This is a genomic window from Janthinobacterium psychrotolerans (assembly GCF_001677885.1).
Lineage (GTDB): Bacteria > Pseudomonadota > Gammaproteobacteria > Burkholderiales > Burkholderiaceae_D > Janthinobacterium > Janthinobacterium psychrotolerans.
On sequence record NZ_LOCQ01000058.1, the window covers coordinates 254,763 to 274,943 of the forward strand.

16 protein-coding genes and 1 pseudogene are annotated in these 20,181 nt (G+C 62.6%); 9 read left to right on the forward strand and 8 right to left on the reverse strand.

Annotated elements, in window-relative coordinates; all coding sequences use genetic code 11:
* Positions 1–10: 10 nt before the first annotated feature.
* Positions 11–2,035: pseudogene (locus tag ASR47_RS18020) on the forward strand (alpha-glucosidase); the annotation flags it as partial.
* 13 nt (positions 2,036–2,048) lie between these two features.
* Complete coding sequence (locus ASR47_RS18025; protein ID WP_065309159.1) at positions 2,049–2,810, forward strand: TSUP family transporter; 762 nt, start codon at positions 2,049–2,051, stop codon at positions 2,808–2,810.
* 191 nt (positions 2,811–3,001) lie between these two features.
* Here the strand turns inward: ASR47_RS18025 and alaC are convergent, their stop codons facing one another.
* On the reverse strand, positions 3,002–4,222 hold the full coding sequence (gene alaC / locus ASR47_RS18030; RefSeq protein ID WP_150127863.1) for an alanine transaminase: 1,221 nt from the start codon (positions 4,220–4,222) through the stop codon (positions 3,002–3,004).
* A gap of 305 nt (positions 4,223–4,527) precedes the next feature.
* On the opposite strand from alaC, the gene ASR47_RS18035 reads away from it, so the two are divergent.
* Positions 4,528–5,211 carry a pentapeptide repeat-containing protein gene (locus ASR47_RS18035; protein WP_065309160.1) on the forward strand — a complete coding sequence of 228 codons (684 nt, stop codon included), beginning with the start codon at positions 4,528–4,530 and terminating at the stop codon, positions 5,209–5,211.
* A gap of 167 nt (positions 5,212–5,378) precedes the next feature.
* On the opposite strand, the gene ASR47_RS18040 is transcribed toward ASR47_RS18035, so the two are convergent.
* The gene (locus ASR47_RS18040; RefSeq protein ID WP_065309161.1) at positions 5,379–6,608 is read right to left on the reverse strand and encodes an MFS transporter; all 1,230 of its coding nucleotides are present in this window, start codon (positions 6,606–6,608) and stop codon (positions 5,379–5,381) included.
* Between the two features lie 119 nt (positions 6,609–6,727).
* Here ASR47_RS18040 and ASR47_RS18045 point away from each other — a divergent pair, with 119 nt between their 5' ends.
* Positions 6,728–7,651 carry a LysR family transcriptional regulator gene (locus ASR47_RS18045; protein WP_065309162.1) on the forward strand — a complete coding sequence of 308 codons (924 nt, stop codon included), beginning with the start codon at positions 6,728–6,730 and terminating at the stop codon, positions 7,649–7,651.
* 27 nt (positions 7,652–7,678) lie between these two features.
* On the opposite strand, the gene ASR47_RS18050 is transcribed toward ASR47_RS18045, so the two are convergent.
* On the reverse strand, positions 7,679–8,524 hold the full coding sequence (locus tag ASR47_RS18050; protein WP_065309163.1) for a hypothetical protein: 846 nt from the start codon (positions 8,522–8,524) through the stop codon (positions 7,679–7,681).
* A 268-nt stretch (positions 8,525–8,792) separates the two neighbouring features.
* A complete protein-coding gene (locus ASR47_RS18055) occupies positions 8,793–11,060 on the reverse strand; it encodes a carboxy terminal-processing peptidase (protein ID WP_065309164.1) in 2,268 nt (755 codons plus the stop codon).
* A 563-nt stretch (positions 11,061–11,623) separates the two neighbouring features.
* Here ASR47_RS18055 and ASR47_RS18060 point away from each other — a divergent pair.
* Positions 11,624–13,594: a methyl-accepting chemotaxis protein gene (locus tag ASR47_RS18060; protein ID WP_065309280.1), complete on the forward strand. Its 1,971-nt coding sequence runs from the start codon at positions 11,624–11,626 to the stop codon at positions 13,592–13,594.
* A 57-nt stretch (positions 13,595–13,651) separates the two neighbouring features.
* Positions 13,652–13,924 (forward strand): putative signal transducing protein, encoded by a 273-nt coding sequence (locus tag ASR47_RS18065; RefSeq protein WP_065309165.1) that lies wholly within the window; start codon positions 13,652–13,654, stop codon positions 13,922–13,924.
* Positions 13,925–13,977: 53 nt separating this feature from the next.
* Here the strand turns inward: ASR47_RS18065 and ASR47_RS18070 are convergent, their stop codons facing one another.
* Positions 13,978–14,550, reverse strand: a complete 573-nt coding sequence (locus tag ASR47_RS18070; RefSeq protein WP_065309166.1) for a TetR/AcrR family transcriptional regulator — start codon at positions 14,548–14,550, stop codon at positions 13,978–13,980.
* 156 nt (positions 14,551–14,706) lie between these two features.
* Here ASR47_RS18070 and ASR47_RS18075 point away from each other — a divergent pair, with 156 nt between their 5' ends.
* Positions 14,707–16,302 (forward strand): methyl-accepting chemotaxis protein, encoded by a 1,596-nt coding sequence (locus ASR47_RS18075; protein ID WP_082989004.1) that lies wholly within the window; start codon positions 14,707–14,709, stop codon positions 16,300–16,302.
* A gap of 77 nt (positions 16,303–16,379) precedes the next feature.
* Here ASR47_RS18075 and ASR47_RS18080 read toward each other — a convergent pair whose 3' ends face one another.
* Both ASR47_RS18080 and ASR47_RS18085 read right to left on the reverse strand, forming a co-directional pair.
* On the reverse strand, positions 16,380–16,928 hold the full coding sequence (locus ASR47_RS18080; RefSeq protein ID WP_065309168.1) for a thymidine kinase: 549 nt from the start codon (positions 16,926–16,928) through the stop codon (positions 16,380–16,382).
* 115 nt (positions 16,929–17,043) lie between these two features.
* Positions 17,044–17,883 (reverse strand): hypothetical protein, encoded by an 840-nt coding sequence (locus ASR47_RS18085; protein WP_065309169.1) that lies wholly within the window; start codon positions 17,881–17,883, stop codon positions 17,044–17,046.
* A 109-nt stretch (positions 17,884–17,992) separates the two neighbouring features.
* Here ASR47_RS18085 and ASR47_RS18090 point away from each other — a divergent pair, with 109 nt between their 5' ends.
* On the forward strand, positions 17,993–18,436 hold the full coding sequence (locus tag ASR47_RS18090; RefSeq protein WP_065309170.1) for a DUF2939 domain-containing protein: 444 nt from the start codon (positions 17,993–17,995) through the stop codon (positions 18,434–18,436).
* 72 nt (positions 18,437–18,508) lie between these two features.
* Positions 18,509–18,721 (forward strand): hypothetical protein, encoded by a 213-nt coding sequence (locus ASR47_RS18095; RefSeq protein ID WP_065309171.1) that lies wholly within the window; start codon positions 18,509–18,511, stop codon positions 18,719–18,721.
* 6 nt (positions 18,722–18,727) lie between these two features.
* On the opposite strand, the gene ASR47_RS18100 is transcribed toward ASR47_RS18095, so the two are convergent.
* A complete protein-coding gene (locus tag ASR47_RS18100) occupies positions 18,728–20,131 on the reverse strand; it encodes an HD-GYP domain-containing protein (protein ID WP_065309172.1) in 1,404 nt (467 codons plus the stop codon).
* Positions 20,132–20,181: the final 50 nt, after the last annotated feature.

Genomic DNA, 20,181 nt, shown 5'->3' on the forward strand with positions numbered 1-20,181 from the left:
GGAGTCGCCCCACATGCAGTTCTCACTAGATCAGGAAAACGGCGGCCTTGCGCTGCGCTGCGCGGGACGTTTGCTGCTGCGCCACGCTGCGCAGGCGCCGTGCGTGTTCGTCGGCCAGGGCCGCGAACGCATGGATATGTACCGCGGCAATTTCGACATCGAGGACTATGTCGAAGAACGCACCGCCCTGCGCCATCTGGCGCTGACCCAGGACGAACAGGGCGCCACGCTGACGTTCGCGCGCCATGTGGGCGACGCGCCGCAGCTGGTGCTGCGGGTGCAAGCGCAGCCGCACGGCGTGCACCTGCTGGTGCAACACGCCGCGCCGGGCTGGAACCGGCTGTGGCTGCGCCTGCCGGCCGAACAGGACGAACACGTGTGGGGCTGCGGCGAGCAGATGTCCTACTTCGACCTGCGCGGGCGCCACTTCCCGCTGTGGACCTCGGAGCCGGGCGTGGGCCGCGACAAGTCGACCCACCTGACCTGGCAGGCGGACGTGACGGCCAAATCGGGCGGCGACTACTACCACACCAACTATCCGCAGCCGAGCTTCATCTCGTCGCAGCGCTACTGCCTGCATGCCGAAACGACGGCCTATGCCGATTTCGATTTCCGCCATGCCGACTTTCACGAGCTGCAGTTCTGGGCCATGCCGGAGCGGCTCGAATTCATGCTGGCCGACTCCTTCATCGACCTGGTCGGCGTGGTGTCAGCACGTTTCGGCCGCCAGCCGCGCCTGCCCGCCTGGCTGCAGAACGGCGCCATGCTGGGCCTGAAAGGCGGTGAAGAGCATGCGCGCAGCATCCTCGCGCAAGCGAAACAGCATGGCCTGGCCGTCAGCGCCCTGTGGTGCGAAGACTGGGTGGGACTGCGCCAGACTTCGTTCGGCAAGCGCCTGTTCTGGGACTGGCGCTGGCAGCCGCAACGCTACCCGGACCTGAAAAACTGGATCGCCGACCTGGGCAAGGAAAATATCCGCTTCCTCGGCTACGTCAACCCTTACCTGTGCAATGACGGCACGCTGTATCAGGAAGCGCTGCGGCAGGGCTTTTTGGCCACCAGCATGGACGGTGGCGCCTACCTGGTCGACTTCGGCGAATTCGATTGCGGTGTGGTCGACTTCACCAATCCGGCCGCCGCGCAATGGTTCGAGGACCGCGTGCTGCGCCAGGAAATGCTCGATTTTGGTTTGTCCGGCTGGATGGCCGACTTCGGCGAATACCTGCCGATCGACCTGCGCCTGCACAATGGCGTCGACGCGCGCCTGATGCACAACGCCTGGCCGACCCTGTGGGCCGAAGTCAACGCGCGCGCCATCGAGTCCAGCGGCAAGACCGGCGACGCCACCTTCTTCATGCGCGCCGGCTACACGGGCGTGCAGGCGCACTGCCCGCTGCTGTGGGCCGGCGACCAGTCGGTCGACTTCAGCCGCCACGACGGCCTGCAGACGGTGATCTGCGGGGCGCTGTCGTCCGGTTTGCTCGGCAATGCTTACCACCACAGCGATATCGGCGGTTACACTAGCTTGTTCGGCAACCTGCGCACGGCCGAGCTGTTCCAGCGCTGGACGGAAATGGCGGTGTTTACCTCGATGATGCGCACCCACGAAGGCAACCGCCCGGACGAGAACTTCCAGTTCTACCAGGACGACCAGGTGTTTGCCCACTTTGCCCGCATGACGCGCCTGCACGTGGCGCTGGCGCCCACCATCGCGGCCCTGGCCGACGAGGCGGTCACGCTGGGCCTGCCGCTGCAGCGCCCGCTGTTCCTGCACTACGAGCACGACCGCGCCACCTACGCCATCCAGGATCAGTACCTGTTCGGCCCGGACCTGCTGGTCGCACCCGTGCATGCGGCCGGCGCCACGCGCTGGAGCGCCTACCTGCCGCAGGGCCACGCCTGGGTCCACCTGTGGAGCGGCGCCGTGTTCGACGGCGGCCAGCGCGTGGAAGTGGCGGCGCCCATCGGCCAGCCGCCGGTGTTCGTGCGCCAGGGCTGCGCGCAGCAGGTGTTTTTCCTGTCGCTGGCAAATTGATGGGGATGCGTGGATGAGCATCGGCGCGCATCTGCTGTTCCTGGCCTGCGTGGCGCTGGCCAGCTATGCGCAGAACCTGACCGGCTTTGCCTTCGGCCTGATCCTGCTGGGTCTTACCGCCGTGCTGCACCTGGCCAGCCTGGGCGACGTCGCCAATGTGGTCAGCGTGCTGGTGCTGGTCAATGCGGCCGTCACCTTCGGCCGCAGCACGCCCAAGCTGGCCTGGCCGGTGTTCGCGCCCTCGCTGGCCTGCAGCCTGGTGGGCGTCGGCGCCGGCGTGGCCCTGCTGGGCTGGTTCAGCGCGCAGCAGGTCAGCCTGCTGCGTTTTTTGCTGGGCTGCGCCATCATCGTCTGCGCATGCCTGCTGGTGCTGCGCGCCAGCGCCCGCGCAAGCCAGTCCGGCCTGCCCTCGTTCCTGTTTTTCAGTGGGGTATCCGGCGTAATGGGCGGCCTGTTCGCCAGCGCCGGCCCGCCCATGGTGTATCAGCTGTACCGCCAGCCATGGCCGGCCGACATGATCCGCCATTCGCTGATCGTGCTGTTCGCCGCCAACGCCGTGCTGCGCTTGATACTGGTGCTGGCACACGGCCAGTTCAGCATGACCGCCGTCTGGCTGACCGCCGAGGCGTTGCCGGTGGTGATGGGGCTGACCTGGCTGGCCCGCCGTTATCCGTCCCGCCTGCCGGTACAACAGGTCAGGCGCGCCGTATTCGTGCTGCTGCTGATCGCCGGCCTGGCACTGGTGCTGCCGCCGGTGCTGGCGTTGCTCGCTTGATGCGTTTGCCAGACCGCATTTGCTGAGGCAAAAAAAAGCCCGCTACGGGAGCGGGCTGAATCTAATTCCTGTGAGGAAGTAGAGGAGACAGAAGCATCATGCCGGATCGCAAGCCATAAAACCACTTTATATTGATGATATGGGAAATGCGATTTCGTGATAACAGTGGCAATCAATGATTCCATGCAGCATTATTTCGACGATTGCCCTTCCCCCGCCGCCGGCGCACGCAGCATGTTCTTGATGCCGCGCAGCGCCTGGCGTACGCGCGCCTCGTTTTCGATCAGGGCAAAGCGCACGTACTCGTCGCCATACTCGCCGAAACCGATGCCGGGCGACACGCTGACCCTGGCTTTTTCCAGCAGCAGCTTGGCAAATTCCAGCGAACCCAGGTGGCGATACGCTGGCGGGATATGGGCCCAGATATACATCGAGGCCTTCGGCTTTTCCACCATCCAGCCCGCTTCGTGCAATCCCTTGACCAGCACGTCGCGGCGGCGCTGGTATTGCGCGCAGATGGCCGTCACGCAGCTTTGATCGCCTTCCAGCGCGGCAATCGCCGCCACCTGCACCGGCGTGAAACTGCCGTAGTCGTGGTAGCTCTTGATGCGCGCCAGGGCCGCCACCAGCTCGGCATTGCCGACCATGAAACCGATGCGCCAGCCCGCCATATTGTAGCTTTTCGACAGGGTAAAAAATTCGACGGCCACGTCGCGCGCCCCCGGCACCTGCATGATGGAGGGCGCTGTCCAGCCGTCAAAGGTGATGTCGGCATAGGCCAGGTCGTGCACCACCAGGATGTCGTGCTGTTTGGCCAGCGCCACCACGCGCTCGAAAAACTCGAGCTCCACGCATTGCGCGGTGGGGTTGGACGGAAAGCCCAGCACCATCATCTTGGGCTTGGGATAGCTTTCGCGGATCGCGCGTTCCAGTTCGGCAAAAAAATCCACGCCGGGGCCCATGCGCACCGAACGGATATCGGCGCCGGCAATCACCGCGCCCCAGATATGGATCGGGTAGCTGGGGTTGGGCACCAGCACCGTATCGCCACGGTCCAGCGTCGCCAGCATCAAGTGGGCCAGGCCCTCTTTGGAGCCGATGGTGACGATGGCTTCGCTGTCGGGATCGATGTCGACGGCGTAGCGCTGCTTGTACCAGTGGGAAATGGCGCGGCGCAGGCGCGGGATGCCCTTGGAGGCGGAATAGCCGTGCGTATCGGGCCGCTTTACCGTATCGATGAGTTTATCGACGATATGGCTGGGCGTGGCGCCATCGGGATTGCCCATCGACATGTCGATGATGTCCTCGCCACGGCGGCGCGCGGCCATCTTGAGCTCGGCGGTGATATTGAAAACGTAGGGGGGAAGACGATTGATGCGCGAAAAGCTGCGCGGAGTTTGGCTGTCGGTCATGATATCTCTGTACGTAAGCGCCCGGATCCGTCCGAGCGACGCTGGCGCAATGGGTGCGCCTGCAGCCATACTAACCCGGCGCCGTTCAGGCTGGCAAGAGCGCGATTGAAACGCTACAATGGACGCCTGGTCGAAAATGAGCAAACCGGTTGGTAACCCGGTACGTGTTGAACTACAACATGCTCCCGCCCCACGCGGACCCACGACGCTGATCCTGGCTGTTACACCAGTCGGGGGTAGCGTTATGGTTCGTGCATGCTTCCCGCCGCGCCATCCCTCCCCCGCCTTTACGAGGAAATAAACGGATGGCAATACACGACACCACGGCAACCGATCTCACACTGGAACGCGCCGAACTCGAACAACTGCTGGCGCAATCGGTGCGTACCTTCCAGGGCTGCGCCTTTGACGACGCCGACCTGGCCCGGCTCGACCTGCAGGGCTGCGCCTTCGAGCGCTGCACCTTTACCAGCGCCAACCTGTTCGCCTGCAAGCTGGCGCGCACGACCTGGCGCCGCTGCCGGGCTGGCGGCGCCGACTTCGAATCCGTCGACGCCGTCGACGCCAGCTTCGAAGGCTGCGACCTGAACAACACCAAATGGCGGCGCGCCAAGCTCGCTTCCGTGTCCTGGCGCGGCTGCAAGCTGACCGGCGCCTCGTTCGAGGAAGTGGCGCACCTGGGTGCCAGCTTCGAAGACAGCCTGCTGATCGGCGCCGACCTGCGCGGCTTTTCCTTCCGCAAGGCCATCTTGAAGCAACTGGATTTTTCCGAAGCCTACCTGGCCGGCTGCGATTTCCGCGACGCCGTCTTCGAAGGCGGCAGCCTGCGCAATGCCGTATTGAAACTGGCAAAGTTCCAGGGCGCCGACCTGCGCGGCGCCGATATCGACGGCTTCAAGCTGACGGAAGCGGCGCTGTTCAAGGGTGCGGTGATTACCCATGCACAAGCGGCCAACTTCGTGCGCGAGCTGGGCATTTCCGTGATCTAGAGAAAAATCCAGGCAAAAAAAAGCCCGCTGCGGGAGCGGGCTGAATCTAATTCCGTTAAGGAGTTAGAGGAGACAGGTGAATGATGCTGCATCGCGGCATAAAAAACCAATTGTCATTGATGATGATAGAAATACGTTTTCATGATAACCGGGCGAACGCTCGCTTTTCAGGCGGTGCGGCGTGACAGGCTCGTCATGAATTCACCGAGCCAGACCAGCAGCGCCAGCGAGGGGAAGGCCATGCCTGTCAACAAGGTCGCCTGCCAGCCATAACTGGCGTAGATCCAGCCGCCGATGGCCGAACCGGCTGCGCCACCGGCAAAGAACAGCGCAAAATACAGGCCGTTCAGGCGGCCCCGCACTTCCGGGGCCAGGCTGAAGATGGCGCGCTGGCCCAGTACCAGGTTGGCGGCCACGCCCATGTCAAGCACGATGGAGGCCACTACCAGCAAGCCCAGCGCCAGGTGCGGCGATTGCGGTGCGAACATCGGCAAGGCAAACGCCACCATGCCGAGCATCAATGCGGCGGCCGTGGCCGGCAGAGTATGGCCCGCATCGGCCAGGCGGCCGGCGATCGGCGAGGCCACGGCGCCAGCCATGCCGACCAGGGCAAAGATGGCGATGCCGGTTTGCGACAGGCCAAACGCGGGGCTGGCCAGCACCAGCGGCGTGACGGTCCAGAACAGGCTGAAGGCGCCAAACAGGCCGGCGTGATAAGCGGCGCGGCGGCGCAGCACGGCCGTACCCGCCAGCAAATGCCACAGCGAAGCCATCAGCGCTGCATAGCGGATCTTCGATACCGGCCGGCGCACCGGCAAGGCGCGGCGCAAGACCATGGCCAGGCCCAGCATCAGTACGGCGGCGCCGCCAAACACCACATGCCAGCTGGCATGATCGGCCACCAGCGAGGCGGCCGGACGGGCCAGCATAATGCCCAGCAACAAGCCGCTGACCACCTTGCCCACGGCCTGGCCGCGCGTCGCTTCTTTCGACAGGTGGGCGGCAAACGGCACGATCACCTGCGCCGCCACCGAGCCGAGGCCGATCGCCAGCGCGGCGGCCAGGAACACCAGCGGTCCGGTGCTGATCGCAGCGGCGATCAGCGCAGCGGCCGTGACCAGCAGGCCCGTAATGATCAGACGGCGGTTTTCCAGCAAGTCGGCCAGCGGCACCACGAACAGCAAGCCGAGCGTATAGCCGATTTGCGTCAGGGTGACAATCAGTCCGGCGGCCTTGGCCGACAGGCCGGTCGAGGCGCTGATCGGGCCGACCAGGGTTTGCGCGTAATACAGGTTGGCAACGATCAAGCCGGACGCGATTGCCAGCAGCAATATCATGCCGGACGAGATATCGGGCACCTCGCCGACCAGGGCGGAATGGTTGGAGGCCTTGTTCATGTTATTTCCTCGGTTGAATAAAGTAAGGCCATTGTAGGGAATTTGGCGAAGAAGATAATTAGTGCATAATCGCTCTACACATTTCACATTAGATGAACAATCAAGGAGCCCTGCTTTTTATGGACAAGATCAAGGCCATGCAGACCTTTGTGCGCATCGTCGAAGCGAACAGCTTCTCCAAGGCGGCCGAAACGCTGAACCTGCCGCGCGCGGCGTTGACCGCCACCATGCAGAAACTGGAAGCCTATCTCGGCACGCAGCTGCTGCAACGCACCACGCGCCGCCTGTCGCTGACGCCCGATGGCGCCGACTATTTCAGCCAGTGCGTGGCGATTTTGGGCGCCGTCGATGCGGCCGAACTGGCGTTTCGCGGTCCCGACGCCAACAAGCCGCGCGGCATGCTGAGGGTCAACCTGCCCGGTACCGTGGGGCGCACCCTGGTCATGCCACATATCGGGAAATTCCATGCAGCCTATCCGGCCGTGCAGCTGCACCTGAGCCTGACGGATCGATTGGTCGACCTGACCGAGGAAGGCATCGATTGTGCCTTGCGCGTGGGGCAATTGCAGGATTCGGCCTTTATCGGCAAGCGCATCGGCAACATGCGTTTCCTGACGTGCGCGGCGCCGGCCTACCTGGCGCGCCATGGCGCACCAGCCACGCTGGCCGACCTGCCGCGCCACTGTGGCGTGATGCATTTTTCAGGCCGCACGGGGCGCGCCTTCGACTGGGATTTTGTGCAGCAAGGGCAAGTGGTGCGGGTCGCCATGACGGGCATGGTGTCCGTCAACGATGCGCAAGCGAACCTGGCCTGCGTGCTGCAGGGCATGGGGCTGGGCCAGCTGGCCGTCTACCAGGCGCGCGAGCACCTGGCCAGCGGCGCGCTGGTGCCGCTGCTGGAAGATTGTCCGCCAACGCCGATGCCGATCTCGCTGCTGGCGCCGCAAGGGCGGCTGGCCGTGCCGAAGGTGCAGGCGTTCGCCGCCTGGCTGACGGCGCTGCTGGCGCAGCAAGACGATGTGCAGCAACCCGACTTGCACTGAGGCCGGCGATCCGATGGCGCCAGTGGCTTAGTTCTCGGCAGTACAGTAATGCGTGCTTTCCTGCTTGTCGCGCGCCTGCACGTTGACCAGCTTGCCCGCGCCGTCATAGGCGACATTGATGCTCTTTTCCTGCGGCATGACCACGGTCAGCATCAGCGAGCTGCCGCCATCGGTCACCATGAAGCCTTCGCTGACGGCCGCCTTCATGTCGAAAGCGTCGTCGCCTATCCTGATCACGCCGTCGACCACCTCGACATCGACCTTGCGCTTGACCAGCAGATTCTTGGTGTCGAGGCAGTTGATGCTCTGCTTCTTGCCGTCCACCAGCTTGGCTGCGGTCAGGAACAAGGCCTGGTTATTGAAGCTGCCAATGGCGCTGGTGTTGCTGCACACCAGGCCGATATCACCGCTCGACAGGCTGATGCTGCTTTCCTTGCCAGCCGGGCTGGACAGTAAGGACAGCATGCCGGTCTTGCCATCGTCAATGGAAATCGTGCCCAGGGTGCTGTACTGGCCCTTCTCGTCGCGCGTGCGCATCAGCATGGCCATTTTGGCGGCATGGAAATCGAGCTGCATGTCGCCAGACGCCACCTTGCCGTCGGCGCCGACCGTGACCACGGCATCCATCTTGCGCCCGTCGGGCATGCGCAAGCAGGAGCTGTTGTAGCTGCCAGCGAGCAATGGTCCCAGGGTTTTCCAGTAATCGAGCTTGCGCTCGGGCGCAGTCTCTGCCGCGGGCGCTTCGGCCGCCTGCGACGCTTCGGCAGCTTGCGCCTGCTTGTCTTCGGCGGCGGCCGGCTCTTCATTCTTGCTGCAGGCGCCCAGCAGCAGGCTCAGGGACATGGCGGACAGCAAGGCAGTGCGACGGATCATGAAGTGTCTCCAAAGAAAGGGAACCGTACGCTAGCATGGGAATTATATTTTTCGCAAGAGTGATTCGATTGCCGCTGAAAAAAGTCAAAAAAAAGCCCGCTGCAAGAGCGGGCTGAATCTATTTTCTTGGAGGAGAATAGAGGAGACGAATGAAGTATGCTGCATCGCGGCATATTATGCCAATTGATTGTGATAATGATAGAAATATGTTTTACAAATAACTGATTGCCTGCGCTGCCCCCGGCATTGCCGGGGGCCGGCTCAACGCTTATTTTGTCGCCGCCACCGGTGTGGCCTTGGTATCGGCGCCATACGGCAGCACTTTGGCCGCCAGGCGCGTATCGCCCTTGATCAGCGCCACTTCGTCGGCCAGGATACGCACGGTTTCGTTCAGCAGCACGTCTTTCGCGCTCTTGGCAGCCGACTCCGCATCGAGCTCGGCGCTCAGTGCGCGTTCGTCGCCCTGCAGGCCATCGTCGGTGCGCAAGGCGCCCTTGACTGCGGCGATCTGCTTGGCCGTCTTGGCGGCGGCTTTCGCGCCTTTCAACACGTCCTTCGGATCCTGGATCACCACGAGGTCGTCGGCCGGGTTCGAAATTTGCGCGATCAGGCGCTTCTCACGGGCCCGGGTGCGCGCTTCCTGGGCATCGCGTTCCTTGCGGCGCACGGTTTCGTTCAGCGACAGCTGGTTTTCCTTGCGCTGCTTGACGACCAGGGCGATGTCGTCCTGCAGGTACTGGAAGTCCTTGTCCCTGGCCACGCGCACTTCATGCTTTTTGTCCAGCAGCGGCACGATTTCCTTCATGTCACCGGTGGGCGTGAACGGCGCCGGCTTGATGGCTACCCATGGCAAGGCGTTGTCATAGCTCGATTCGCCGAAGTTGTCGGTGTCCGACATGGCCGGCAGCTTGATGTCGGGCGTCACGCCGCGCAACTGGGTGGTGCCGCCGTTGATGCGGAAGAACTGCGCCACCGTCATTTTCAGCTCGCCCAGGCGCGCCTTCTCGCTGCCGCCGAAGCGGTCGAGATTGATCAGGGTCTGCACCGTGCCCTTGCCGAAGCTGCCTTCGCCGATCACCAGGCCGCGCCCGTAATCCTGGATGGCGGCGGCGAAAATTTCCGATGCCGAGGCCGAACCGCGGTTGATCAGCACGCCCATCGGACCGTCCCAGGCCAGGCCGGCGTTGGTATCGCTTTCGATATCGACCTTGCCTTCGGCGCTGCGCTGCATCACCACCGGACCCTTGTCGATGAACAGGCCGGTCAGCTCGACCGCTTCATTCAGGGAGCCGCCGCCATTGTTGCGCAAGTCGATCAGCACATTGTCGACCTTGTCCTTCTTCAGCTCGCCCAGCAGACGGGTCACGTCACGCGTGGCGCTCTTGAAATCCTTGTCGCCACGGCGGCGCGCCTCGAAATCCTGGTAGAAGGTCGGCAAGGCGATCACGCCGATGCGGCGCTTGACGCCGTTGTCGCGCACTTCGATGATCGACTTCTTCGCCGCCTGCTCTTCCATGCTGATTTTCTTGCGTACCAGCGGCACGATGGTGTGCTTGGCGTCCGGGCCGGCGTCGGCCGGCAGGATATCGAGGCGCACGGTGGAATCCTTGGCGCCACGGATCAGCTGCACCACGTCGTCGATGCGCATGCCCAGCACTTCGACGATGGGGCCGCTGTCGCCCTGCCCCACGCCGACGATACGGTCGCCCACTTTCAGCTTGCCCGACAGGCCGGCCGGGCTGCCCGGCACCACTTCGCGCACCACCGTGTATTCGTCGCGCGTCTGCAGCACGGCGCCGATGCCTTCCAGCGACAAGCGCATGGCGATATCGAAGTTTTCCGACGCGCGCGGCCCCAGGTAATTGGTGTGCGGCTCGATCGACATGGCATAGGCGTTCATGAAGATCTGGAATACATCTTCATTGTTGAGCTTGCGCGAACGCGTGGTGTAGCTTTCATAGCGCTTGTCGAGCGTCTCGCGGATCGATTTGTCTTCCTTGCCGGCCAGTTTCAGACGCAGCCAGTCGTTCTTGACACGCTTGCGCCACAGGTCGCGCACTTCCTCTTCATTTTTCGGCCAGGCGGCCTTTTCGCGGTCAAGCTGGTAGCTTTCATCGGCCGAGAAATCGAATTTGCTCTTCAGCAGCTCGCGCGCATACGCCATGCGTTCATCGAAGCGCTGCTGGTACAGATTGTAGATGGCGAACGGCGCCGTCAGGTCTTCGCCATTGATGGCGTCGTCGAGCCTGGTGCGCAAGGGAGCGAAGCGGTCGATATCGGCCTGCACGAAAAACAGTTTTTCGGCGTCGAGCGACTTGAAATAGCGGTCGAAGATTTTTTCCGACATCGCGTCGTCAAGCGGCGTAGCCTTGTAGTGATAGCGCGACAGCACGCGCGAAGCCCACAGGGCGGCTTGCGTTTGCTGGGCCAATGGCTTCATGACGGGCGGAGGAGCGGCGCTCTTGTCGGTCTGGGCTGCGCCAGCGTGGGCTGACAGGGCAAGCGCCAGGGTGACCAGGATTAATTGCTTCTTCATCGGCTTCTCCGAAAATTGGTTGAATCGTTTACTGGCGGCGCGCCTGATCGGTGACGGTGTGCACACGGATCTCGCGTCAGCCTGAAAGACTGTAAAAAGGGGGATGTCACGACTGGTCTGGCTATAATTCTACAGGATACACAGAGCCAGTCTCCGATGGAACGTCAGTTTCTTCCCGGAAGCTTAAGCGCGCGTTAAACACGATGTCGGAATCATTACAAACTGAAACATTCGCAAACGGGTGTGGCGTGGAATATCGCCTGTCATAAGGCTGGTTTTCGCTCAGAACCTGGCATGGCAAGCTCGTCAATATTTATCACAAGTTATTGTATTGATTGACTTAAATCATTCCATGCGGAAACAAATTGTGCTTATCGTGATATCATGACCGCTTGTTCGCCGGCCTGTCTACACAGCCACCGGCCGGCCCCACCGCTTTTATCCAGCATTCAGCGACACTTGCACCTGCGTTTCATCCGCTCGCCATTGCCTGTTTTTTGATCGGCAAGGCCCATCGTGCGTGCGCCGCGCGCAGCCATTTTGACTTTTTGATCCTACAATTTATGCAGAAATTTTCCATTCATCCCCGGCACTGGAGTGTCGGCGGCAAGATCACCGTGTTTACATTTGCCCTGGTCAGCCTGATCCTGGCCAGCCTGACGACCTTGACGAGCCTGCGCACCTCGCACGTGCTGGAACAGCGCGCGGAAGCGGCCGTTACCAGCGAGCTCAACAGTGTCATGACCACCACCGAGGTGTTCAATACGGCCATGGTCAATGAAGCGGCCAGCTTTGCCCGCCTGTTCGCCGCCGAGTTTCCCGGTCCGTTCACGGTCGATAGCGCCACTATGGTGGCGGTGGCCGGCAAGGCCACGCCGCAACTGTCCAATGGCGTCAATGTGCTGAACCTCGATACCGCCCTGGTCGACCGCTACACCACGCAAACCGGCGTCATCGCCACCATTTTTGCCGCCAACGGCGATGAATTCGTCCGCATCAGCACCTCGCTCAAAAAGCAGGACGGCGAACGGGCGATCGGCACCGAACTCGACCACAGCCACCCCAGCTATGCGCCGCTGCGCGCCGGCCAAAGCTACGTCGGCATGGCAACCCTGTTCGGCAAGCAATACATCACCCAATACGACCCGGTGCGTAACGCCGCCGGCAAGGTGGTCGGCGTGCTGTTCATTGGCCTGGACATCAGCAAAAACCTGGCCATGCTCAAGGAAAAAATTCGCCAGATAAAGATCGGCCAGACCGGCTATATCTATATCGTCGACACGGCGCCGGGTGCCAACTACGGCCAGCTGGTGCTGCACCCGAACAGCGAAGGCAAGAGCGCGCTGGAGTTCAAGGCCAGCGACGGCCGCCCGTTTATCCAGGACATGATCAAGCAGAAAAACGGCGCCATGCGCTACACCTGGACCGCGCCTGGCCAGACCGCCGCCACCGCGCGCGAAAAGCAGCTGTATTTCCGCGAGTTCAAGGAATGGCGCTGGATCATTGCCGGCGGCACTTACACCGATGAAATCACGGTCGAAGCACGCCAGATGCGCAACCAGCTGGCGATCGCGGGCCTGATCGCCCTGCTGCTGTTTGCCGCACTGCTGTACCTGCTGGTGCGCAAACTGGTGTCGCGTCCGCTGGCGCTGGCTGAAACGGCCGCCGAACAGATCGCCGGCGGCGACCTGACGGTGCACCTGGACACCACCAGCGAAGACGAAATTGGCCGCCTGCTGCATGCCTTGAACCATATCAGCGACAATCTGTCGAAAGTGGTCGGCCAGGTGCGCAGCAGTTCGGGCCAGATCGCCACCGCCTCCGGTGAAATCGCCAGCGGCAACCTCGATTTGTCGAGCCGCACCGAGCAGCAGGCCAGTTCACTGGAAGAAACCGCCGCCTCGATGGAAGAACTGAGCTCGACCGTGCGCCAGAACGTCGAGCATGTGCAGCAGGCCAGCAGCCTGGCGCAACGCTCGTCCGACCTGGCCGCCCAGGGGGGCGCGGCCGTGGCGCAAGTGACCAGCACCATGGAAGCGATCCGCAGTTCCTCGGGCAAGATCACCGACATCATCGGCGTGATCGACGGCATCGCGTTTCAAACCAATATCCTGGCCCTGAACGCGGCGGTGGAGGCGGCGCGCGCCGGCGAACAGGGCCGCGGCTTTGCCGTGGTCGCCACCGAAGTGCGCAACCTGGCGCACCGCTCGAGCGCGGCGGCAAAAGAAATCAAGGACCTGATCCAGGCCTCGGCCAGCACGGTCGACCTCGGTCATGCCCAGGTCAGCCAGGCCGGCGCCACGATAGCAAACGTGGTCGACAGCGTGCACAAGGTCAGCGCCCTGATGGCCGAAGTGGCGCAAGCGAGCGAAGAGCAGCGCAGCGGTATCGACCAGGTCAACCAGGCCATTGCCCAGATGGACCAGGTAACGCAGCAGAACGCGGCGCTGGTGGAAGAAGCGGCGGCGGCGGCCGATGCGCTGCAGGAACAGGCGCATGAAATGGAAAGAGTCGTCGGCGTGTTCAAGCTGTAAGCACCACCATGGCCCGGCAGTGCTAAGATGAAAAAACAGCCACCGCCGGGAGACCCCATGCACGACGATTACGTTCTGATTGCCCGTTTGATGATCCCCACCGACGCCCACGTCATCCGCGGCTGCCTGGCCGCCGCCGGCATCGACGTGCTGCTGACGGACGACCAGCACATGCAGGCCGACATGCTGCTGGCCGCGGCCATCGGCGGCGCGCGCGTGCTGGTGCGCGAACACGATGTGGCGCGCGCCAATGAAATCCTGGCCGCGTTCGAGCGCGGCGACCTGGCGCTGGCCGATGATGCCGATGTGGGCGCGCCGCTGGCCGAATGAAACACGGTGTGCAGCCCTGCCTGCATTGACGCGGCGCCCGCGTCACCTTTCCATCAACTGGCAGCTGCGGCAAACTGCTGCTCGACCAGCAGCAGCAGCGTTGCCTGCATCTGTTCCTTTTCCAGCGCCGAGAAATGGCGCACGCCCAGCATTTCAAGCAGCACAAAGCCGTCCAGCGCGGTCCACACGCACAAGGCCAGCCCGGCGGTGTCGGCCACGCGCGCCAGGCCGTCCAGGCCGCTGTCATACATGGTCCTGACCGGCTCCATCAAGGAGGGGTAGGTCGATGCCGCCGCCAACAGGTTGGCCATGATTTTCTTTTCCTGCGGCCCCATGGCAAAAGCGTAATGGATACGGGCAATCAAGAATTTCTTGAGCGCCATGCGGGCATCGAGCGTCGGATCGACGCAATAGGCGTGCAAGCGCAGACGCATGCGCTCGACCAGCGCGTGCAGCAAGACTTCCTTGGACTTGAAGTGATAGATCAGCCCGCCCTTGGTAAGGCCGGCGCGCGCGGCGACGCCATCGAGGGTGACGTCATGCACGCTACCTTCGGAAATGATGAATTCCAGTGCATCCAGAAGCGCATCGCGATTGCTGGCACGCGCGCCATGAGCTGTGATCATTTATCTAGTAGGCAAGTGGTCGTACGTGATTCTACTATGCATGCGGCTGCCGAACAACGGTAGGGAAGGCAACAATATGTTTGAACAGCATGCAACTATCATTTCCTTTGGTTAACAGTGTACTATACGTACAGTATAGTTAAAGAAGGTAAGGAAATGAAATTGAAGTTAAAAAGCCGCTTAATGCTGAGCCTGGGATTATTGACCTTGCTGTCACTGTTGATCGGCGCGACCGGCATTGCTGGCGTTAAAAGGCTCAACAAGAACATGATCGATACGCTCGAGATCAATAACCCCGAGATGCTGTATGCCGTGCAATTGCAGGTCTCCATCCAGGATCGCCTGATTGCGGTGCGCAATGTCATGCTGTTTACCGATCCGCAACTGGTGGCGCAGGAAGTTGAACGCATCAGATTACAGGAAGCGATTTACCGCGACGCGTATCAGAAGCTGGGCCAGATGTTCGCCCATGAACCAGGCACCAGCGAAGAAGAAAAGCGCCTGTTTGCGCAGCTCGGCGAATATGAGACCGCGGCGCTGCCCGCATTCAATGCGGTGCTGGAAGCGGCAGTGAAAAATGATGTCGAACGGGCGGTGCAGCTGGCGCTTACCGAGCTGCGGCCACAACAACGCAAATGGACAGGCGCCGCAGTTGCGCTGAAGGACATGGAAATCGCGCTGAACAAACAGGCCAGCGTCGCGGCGAAAAGCAATGCCTCGACCACCTATTCGACGATATTGCTGCTCTCGCTCGCGGCCCTGGTGGTGAGCGTGATCGTCAGCATCCGTCTCACGCGCGGTACCATGAAACAGCTCGGTGGCGACCCCGATGATGCGCAGGCCATTGCCCGCGAAATTGCTGCCGGCAACCTGGCATTTTCCGTCCATACCTTGAACGTGCCCAGTGGCAGCCTGATCGCCTCGCTGGAGCAGATGCGCATCAGCCTGAACCAGATGGTGGCCGAGATCAAAGGCTCGGCCGACGCCATCGCCAATTCCGCCGGTGAAATCGCCGAAGGCAATAACGATCTGTCGCGCCGTACCGAAGAGCAAGCCGCCTCGCTGGAGGAAACCGCCGCCAGCATGGAAGAAATTACGTCGACCATCGGCAACAACAGCAACAACGCGCTGCAAGGCCAGGTCGTGGCGGAACAGGCATTGCACAACTCGAATAGCGGCGGTGAAGTCGTGCAGCGGGTGCTTGCCGCGATGAGCAAGGTGTCCAATGGCAGCAAACGCATGACGGAGGTGATCGCCACGATTGAAGGCATCGCTTTCCAGACCAATATCCTGGCGCTCAATGCGGCCGTCGAAGCGGCGCGCGCGGGCGAGCAAGGACGTGGCTTTGCGGTGGTCGCCAGCGAAGTGCGTGCGCTGGCACAGCGCTGCGCTGCGGCGTCACAGGAGATACGCGGCCTGATCATGGGGTCGGCATCCGACATCGATATCGGCTCGGTGGCCGTGCAGGAAGCCGGACGCTCCATGGCCGAGATCACGCAATCGATCTCGCGCGTGAGCGGCATCATGCGTGAAGTGGTGACGGCCTCGGTCGAGCAGCGTGCCGGCGTCGAACAGGTCAACTCCGCCATCATCAGCATGGACGACGTCACGCAACAAAATGCCGCCCTGGTCGAACAAGCCACCGCCGCCGCACATGCCCTGGCCAATCAGGCCGCCGGTCTGCGCGCCACGGTGGCGCGTTTCACGGTTGCTACGCTGGACAAGCCACAGGCACTGGCCCTGCTCAACTAAGCTGGTCGCGTGCGCGAACACATACGCCATGTTCACCGGGCGAAGGTTCCCGAGCGCTGGAACGGAGGTAAGCGGACCTAGGAATAGAAACAGCGTCCGCACGCCTGGCGGTACGATTCATTGCCGCCAATACTGATCTGTTCGCCTTCCTTGATGCGGCGGCCCTGCTCGTCGACGCGGATATTCATGGTCGCCTTCTTGCCGCAGGTGCAGATGTTCTTCAGCTCTTCGATATCGTCGGCCAGCGCCAGCAGATAGGCCGAGCCGGGGAACGGCTCGCCCTTGAAGTCGGTGCGCAGGCCATAGCAGATGACGGGCACGCCCTTCACCTGCGCCAGCTGGTGCAGCTGCTGCACCTGCTGCGTACTGAGGAACTGCGCTTCGTCGACCAGCAAACAGGCCACTTGCGGGATATCGACCAGGAAATTGGTGTCGGCGTCGAAAATATCGACCACGCGCTGCGGCCCCAGCCGCGACGTGACGCGGCCCACGCCGTAGCGGCTGTCGATGGCGGCCGTGTACAGGCGCACTTGCTGGCCCTGCTCTTCATAGTTGTGCGCGACCTGCAACAAGGCCGTCGACTTGCCCGCGTTCATTGCGGAATACCGGAAATAAAGTTTTGCCACTGCCGCCTGCCCTGTCTGGTATCGATTTATCACGTTCTGCGAGGCGCCATTATAATTCGCCTGACAGCGTTGCGACAGCCTCTCTTGAAGTGGCGATGCTGGCATGGCGGTGAAATCAGGAGCCGTCGATCAACGCCGCAATCCTTTGATTCAACTCCACATTTTCCGCCTGCAGCTGCGCTACGCGCTGCTTCATGCTGGCCAGTTCGCCGCGCAAACGCTCCACTTCGCTCGGCGCCTGCGCGGCGTTTTCGGCCCACGGTTCGTTGCCGGTCTCCGGCGTATCCTGCGACACATGCGGCGTCTTCGGTTCGCGCGGCGTGCGCGTGGCGGCGCGCTGCTCGCGAATTTCCTTGGCCGCCTGGCGCAGCAGCTTCTTGCCACCGGCCACGGCCGCCACCTGCTCGTGCTGCGGCAAGGACGCCACCGTCGCCGCCGCATTGATGGAAATGGTGCCAGAACGCACGGCCTCGACCAGCTCCGGCGTGGCGGCCTTCTGGATTTTTTCGATCTGGCTGATCTGGTTGCTGGAAAGGCGCGCGGCCCTGGCCACGTCTTCGCGCGTGCTCATGGCAGGCTTGGCAAGGCTTTCGCCATCGGCCGCATCATCCGCCGCCACAGGCGCCGGGCTGCGCGCGGCGACGATTTCCTTTTTTCGCAGCGCCAGCACGCCGCGCTGGAAGTCGGACACGCTGCGCCGCGCCAGGTGATTGTCGATCATCCACAGCATCACGTCGTCGAGCGACTCGAAGCTGGTGTTCTGGATGGTCCTGAACGCGATATGGTGCTTGCGGCAAATGGCGTAGCGATTGTGGCCGTCGATCAGCACGTCGTTCCACAGCACCAGCGCATCGCGGCAGCCTTCGGCCAGCAGGCTGCGCTCGAGCGCGGCGTATTCGCTCTCGGTGAGCGGGTCGACATACGACTGCAGCACCTGATTGATAATGATATTCATATTGTCCCCGGTAGTGCGGCGCTTGGCGCGCGCCGGCACGCATGCTACACCATCTGCCGGGCCTCACCGGGTAAAATCACGGCCGCGCCCATCATCCCGGTATCGAGACATGAAAAGAAAGCACGCTGTCGCGGCGATTTTTACGGTTGCCGCCGTTGGCATCACCTATGCCAGCCCGTATATCGCCATGTACCGTATCAGCATGGCGGCCCGCTCGGTGAACACGTCCAGCCTGGCGCGGCAGGCCGACCTGCCGGCCCTGCGTGCCAGCGTGGCCAGGCAACTGCGCGCGGCCGGTGTAGCGGGCAACGCGGAAGAACTGGAGCAAATGCTCGGCGCCATCGTCTCGCCGCCCGGCCTGACGTTATTGATCATGCACGGCAAGCAAGGCAGTGATGGCAAGCGCCACGATTTCCGCCTGTCCTACCGGTCCTGGAACGAGGTGGAGCTGCGCCGCGCCGGCGCCGGTGACGCCGCCAGCGGCTTCATGCTGCGCCGGCGCGGCATGTGGGAGTGGCAACTGGCGGACCTGTCCCTGCCTGCCGATTTGTGATATTGGCTGGCCGACGCATGAAATGACGGCGCGCTGCTATGATCTGATTTTCAACTTTGCATCGGAGTCAGCATGTCGGATCTGGTACAACAAGCATTGGCCCACGCGGGCAAGTCGGCGAGCACGCCGTGGGTGGTCACACTGGTCAATGGCGAAAAACTGACGGGGCCGATTTCGCCACTGGCCAATGGCTGCTACGCCATCGGCCTGGGACAAACCAAGTATTTTTCCAGCGACAAGGTGGCTTGCCTGAATGTCTCGGGCGCCGGCGCCTTTCCTATTTAACTGCCGTCAAGCGGCCAGCGCCGCCGGCACGGCCGGCGCCGTCTCCAGTTCAGGCAGGCGCGCCAGCGCCGCCTTGAGCGCGTCGAAGCATTGCGCATCGATGGCCGTGCCCACGGTTTCGGCCATGATGTCGAGCGCTTTCGGGATCGGGATCGGGCCGCGGTAAGGCCGGTCAGCCGTGATCGCATCAAAAATGTCGGCGGTGGTGATGATGCGCGTTTCGAGCGCAATGGCGTCGCCCGCAATCCCGCGCGGATACCCCTTGCCGTCGAGCCGCTCATGGTGGGCGGCCGCCACGATGGCCAGCTCGGCAAAGGCGTCGATGCGCGACAGGATTTTTTCCGTATAGCCGGCATGCAGCTGCACCGCCAGCCACTCGTCGGCATCGAGCTTGCCTGCCTTGTCGAGCACGCTATTGCTGACACCGAGCTTGCCCACATCGTGCAGCAGGGCGCCGCGCTTGAGCCAGCGCCGGCGTTCCAGCGACAGCCCCATCGCCTCGCCGATCATGTCGGTGTACAGCGCCACCCGTTCGCTGTGGCCGCTGGTGTACGGGCTTTTCGAGTCGACCACCTGGCCAAAGGCGGCGGCGATATCGTCGAGGTAATCTTCATCGACCGGCACGATGCGCGCGGCCGGCTCCAGCGCCGCGACCGCCGCGCCGATGGTTTCCGAGCGCAGCATGGACCAGAATTCGCCTGACTCGGCCACGCGCTCGAACGCGTCCACCAGCTGCGGATCGAACCAGCTGCCGGCGCGATGGCGCACCTCGGCGCGCGCCGCCCGGGCGCCGTCGGCCGTGTGAAACACATCGATCACCTGCGCCATCAGCGCGATGCGCGCGAACAGGGGAATATCGTTGCCCGCCAGTTTGTCGGGCTTGCCCTGGCCATTGTAGTGCTCGTCAAGGCTGTAGATACCGGCCGCCACGCTTTCAGGAAAGCGCAGCAGGCGCGCGATATCGGCGCCGCGCTGGCAGCGCGTGGCGACCAGTTCCTGGGCAATGCGCGGGCCGTCGCGCAGGATCGTCATGACGGCGCGGAAACGCTCGGCCAGGCCGGCTTTCAATCCCGTGTGCTTGAGCACGAACTTGAGCACCTGCGGCAGGCTGTCGCCGACCGTCTTGTAATCCTGCTTGAAGGCCAGGTCATCGGTCAGGTACAGCTCGCAGATGCGCGCCGCATTGCTGCTGCAACCCAAATCCTTCAGCAGCAAGGTGTAGTACAGATTCCACAAGTCTGCGTCGCTCATGCCGATCTCGCGGCCCAGATGCATGCCGATCCAGCAGCAGCGGATGCAGTGCCCCTCCGGCTGCCCTTCGGTGATGTCCAGCGCCTGGCTCAGGGCGGCGATCAGTTCGGACAGCTTGATGCTGCTGGCAGGGAGCGGTGTGGCGTTTGAGATTGACATGATAGAAATAAAAATTTCTTGAGTGAAATTATTTAATATTCTACGCGATG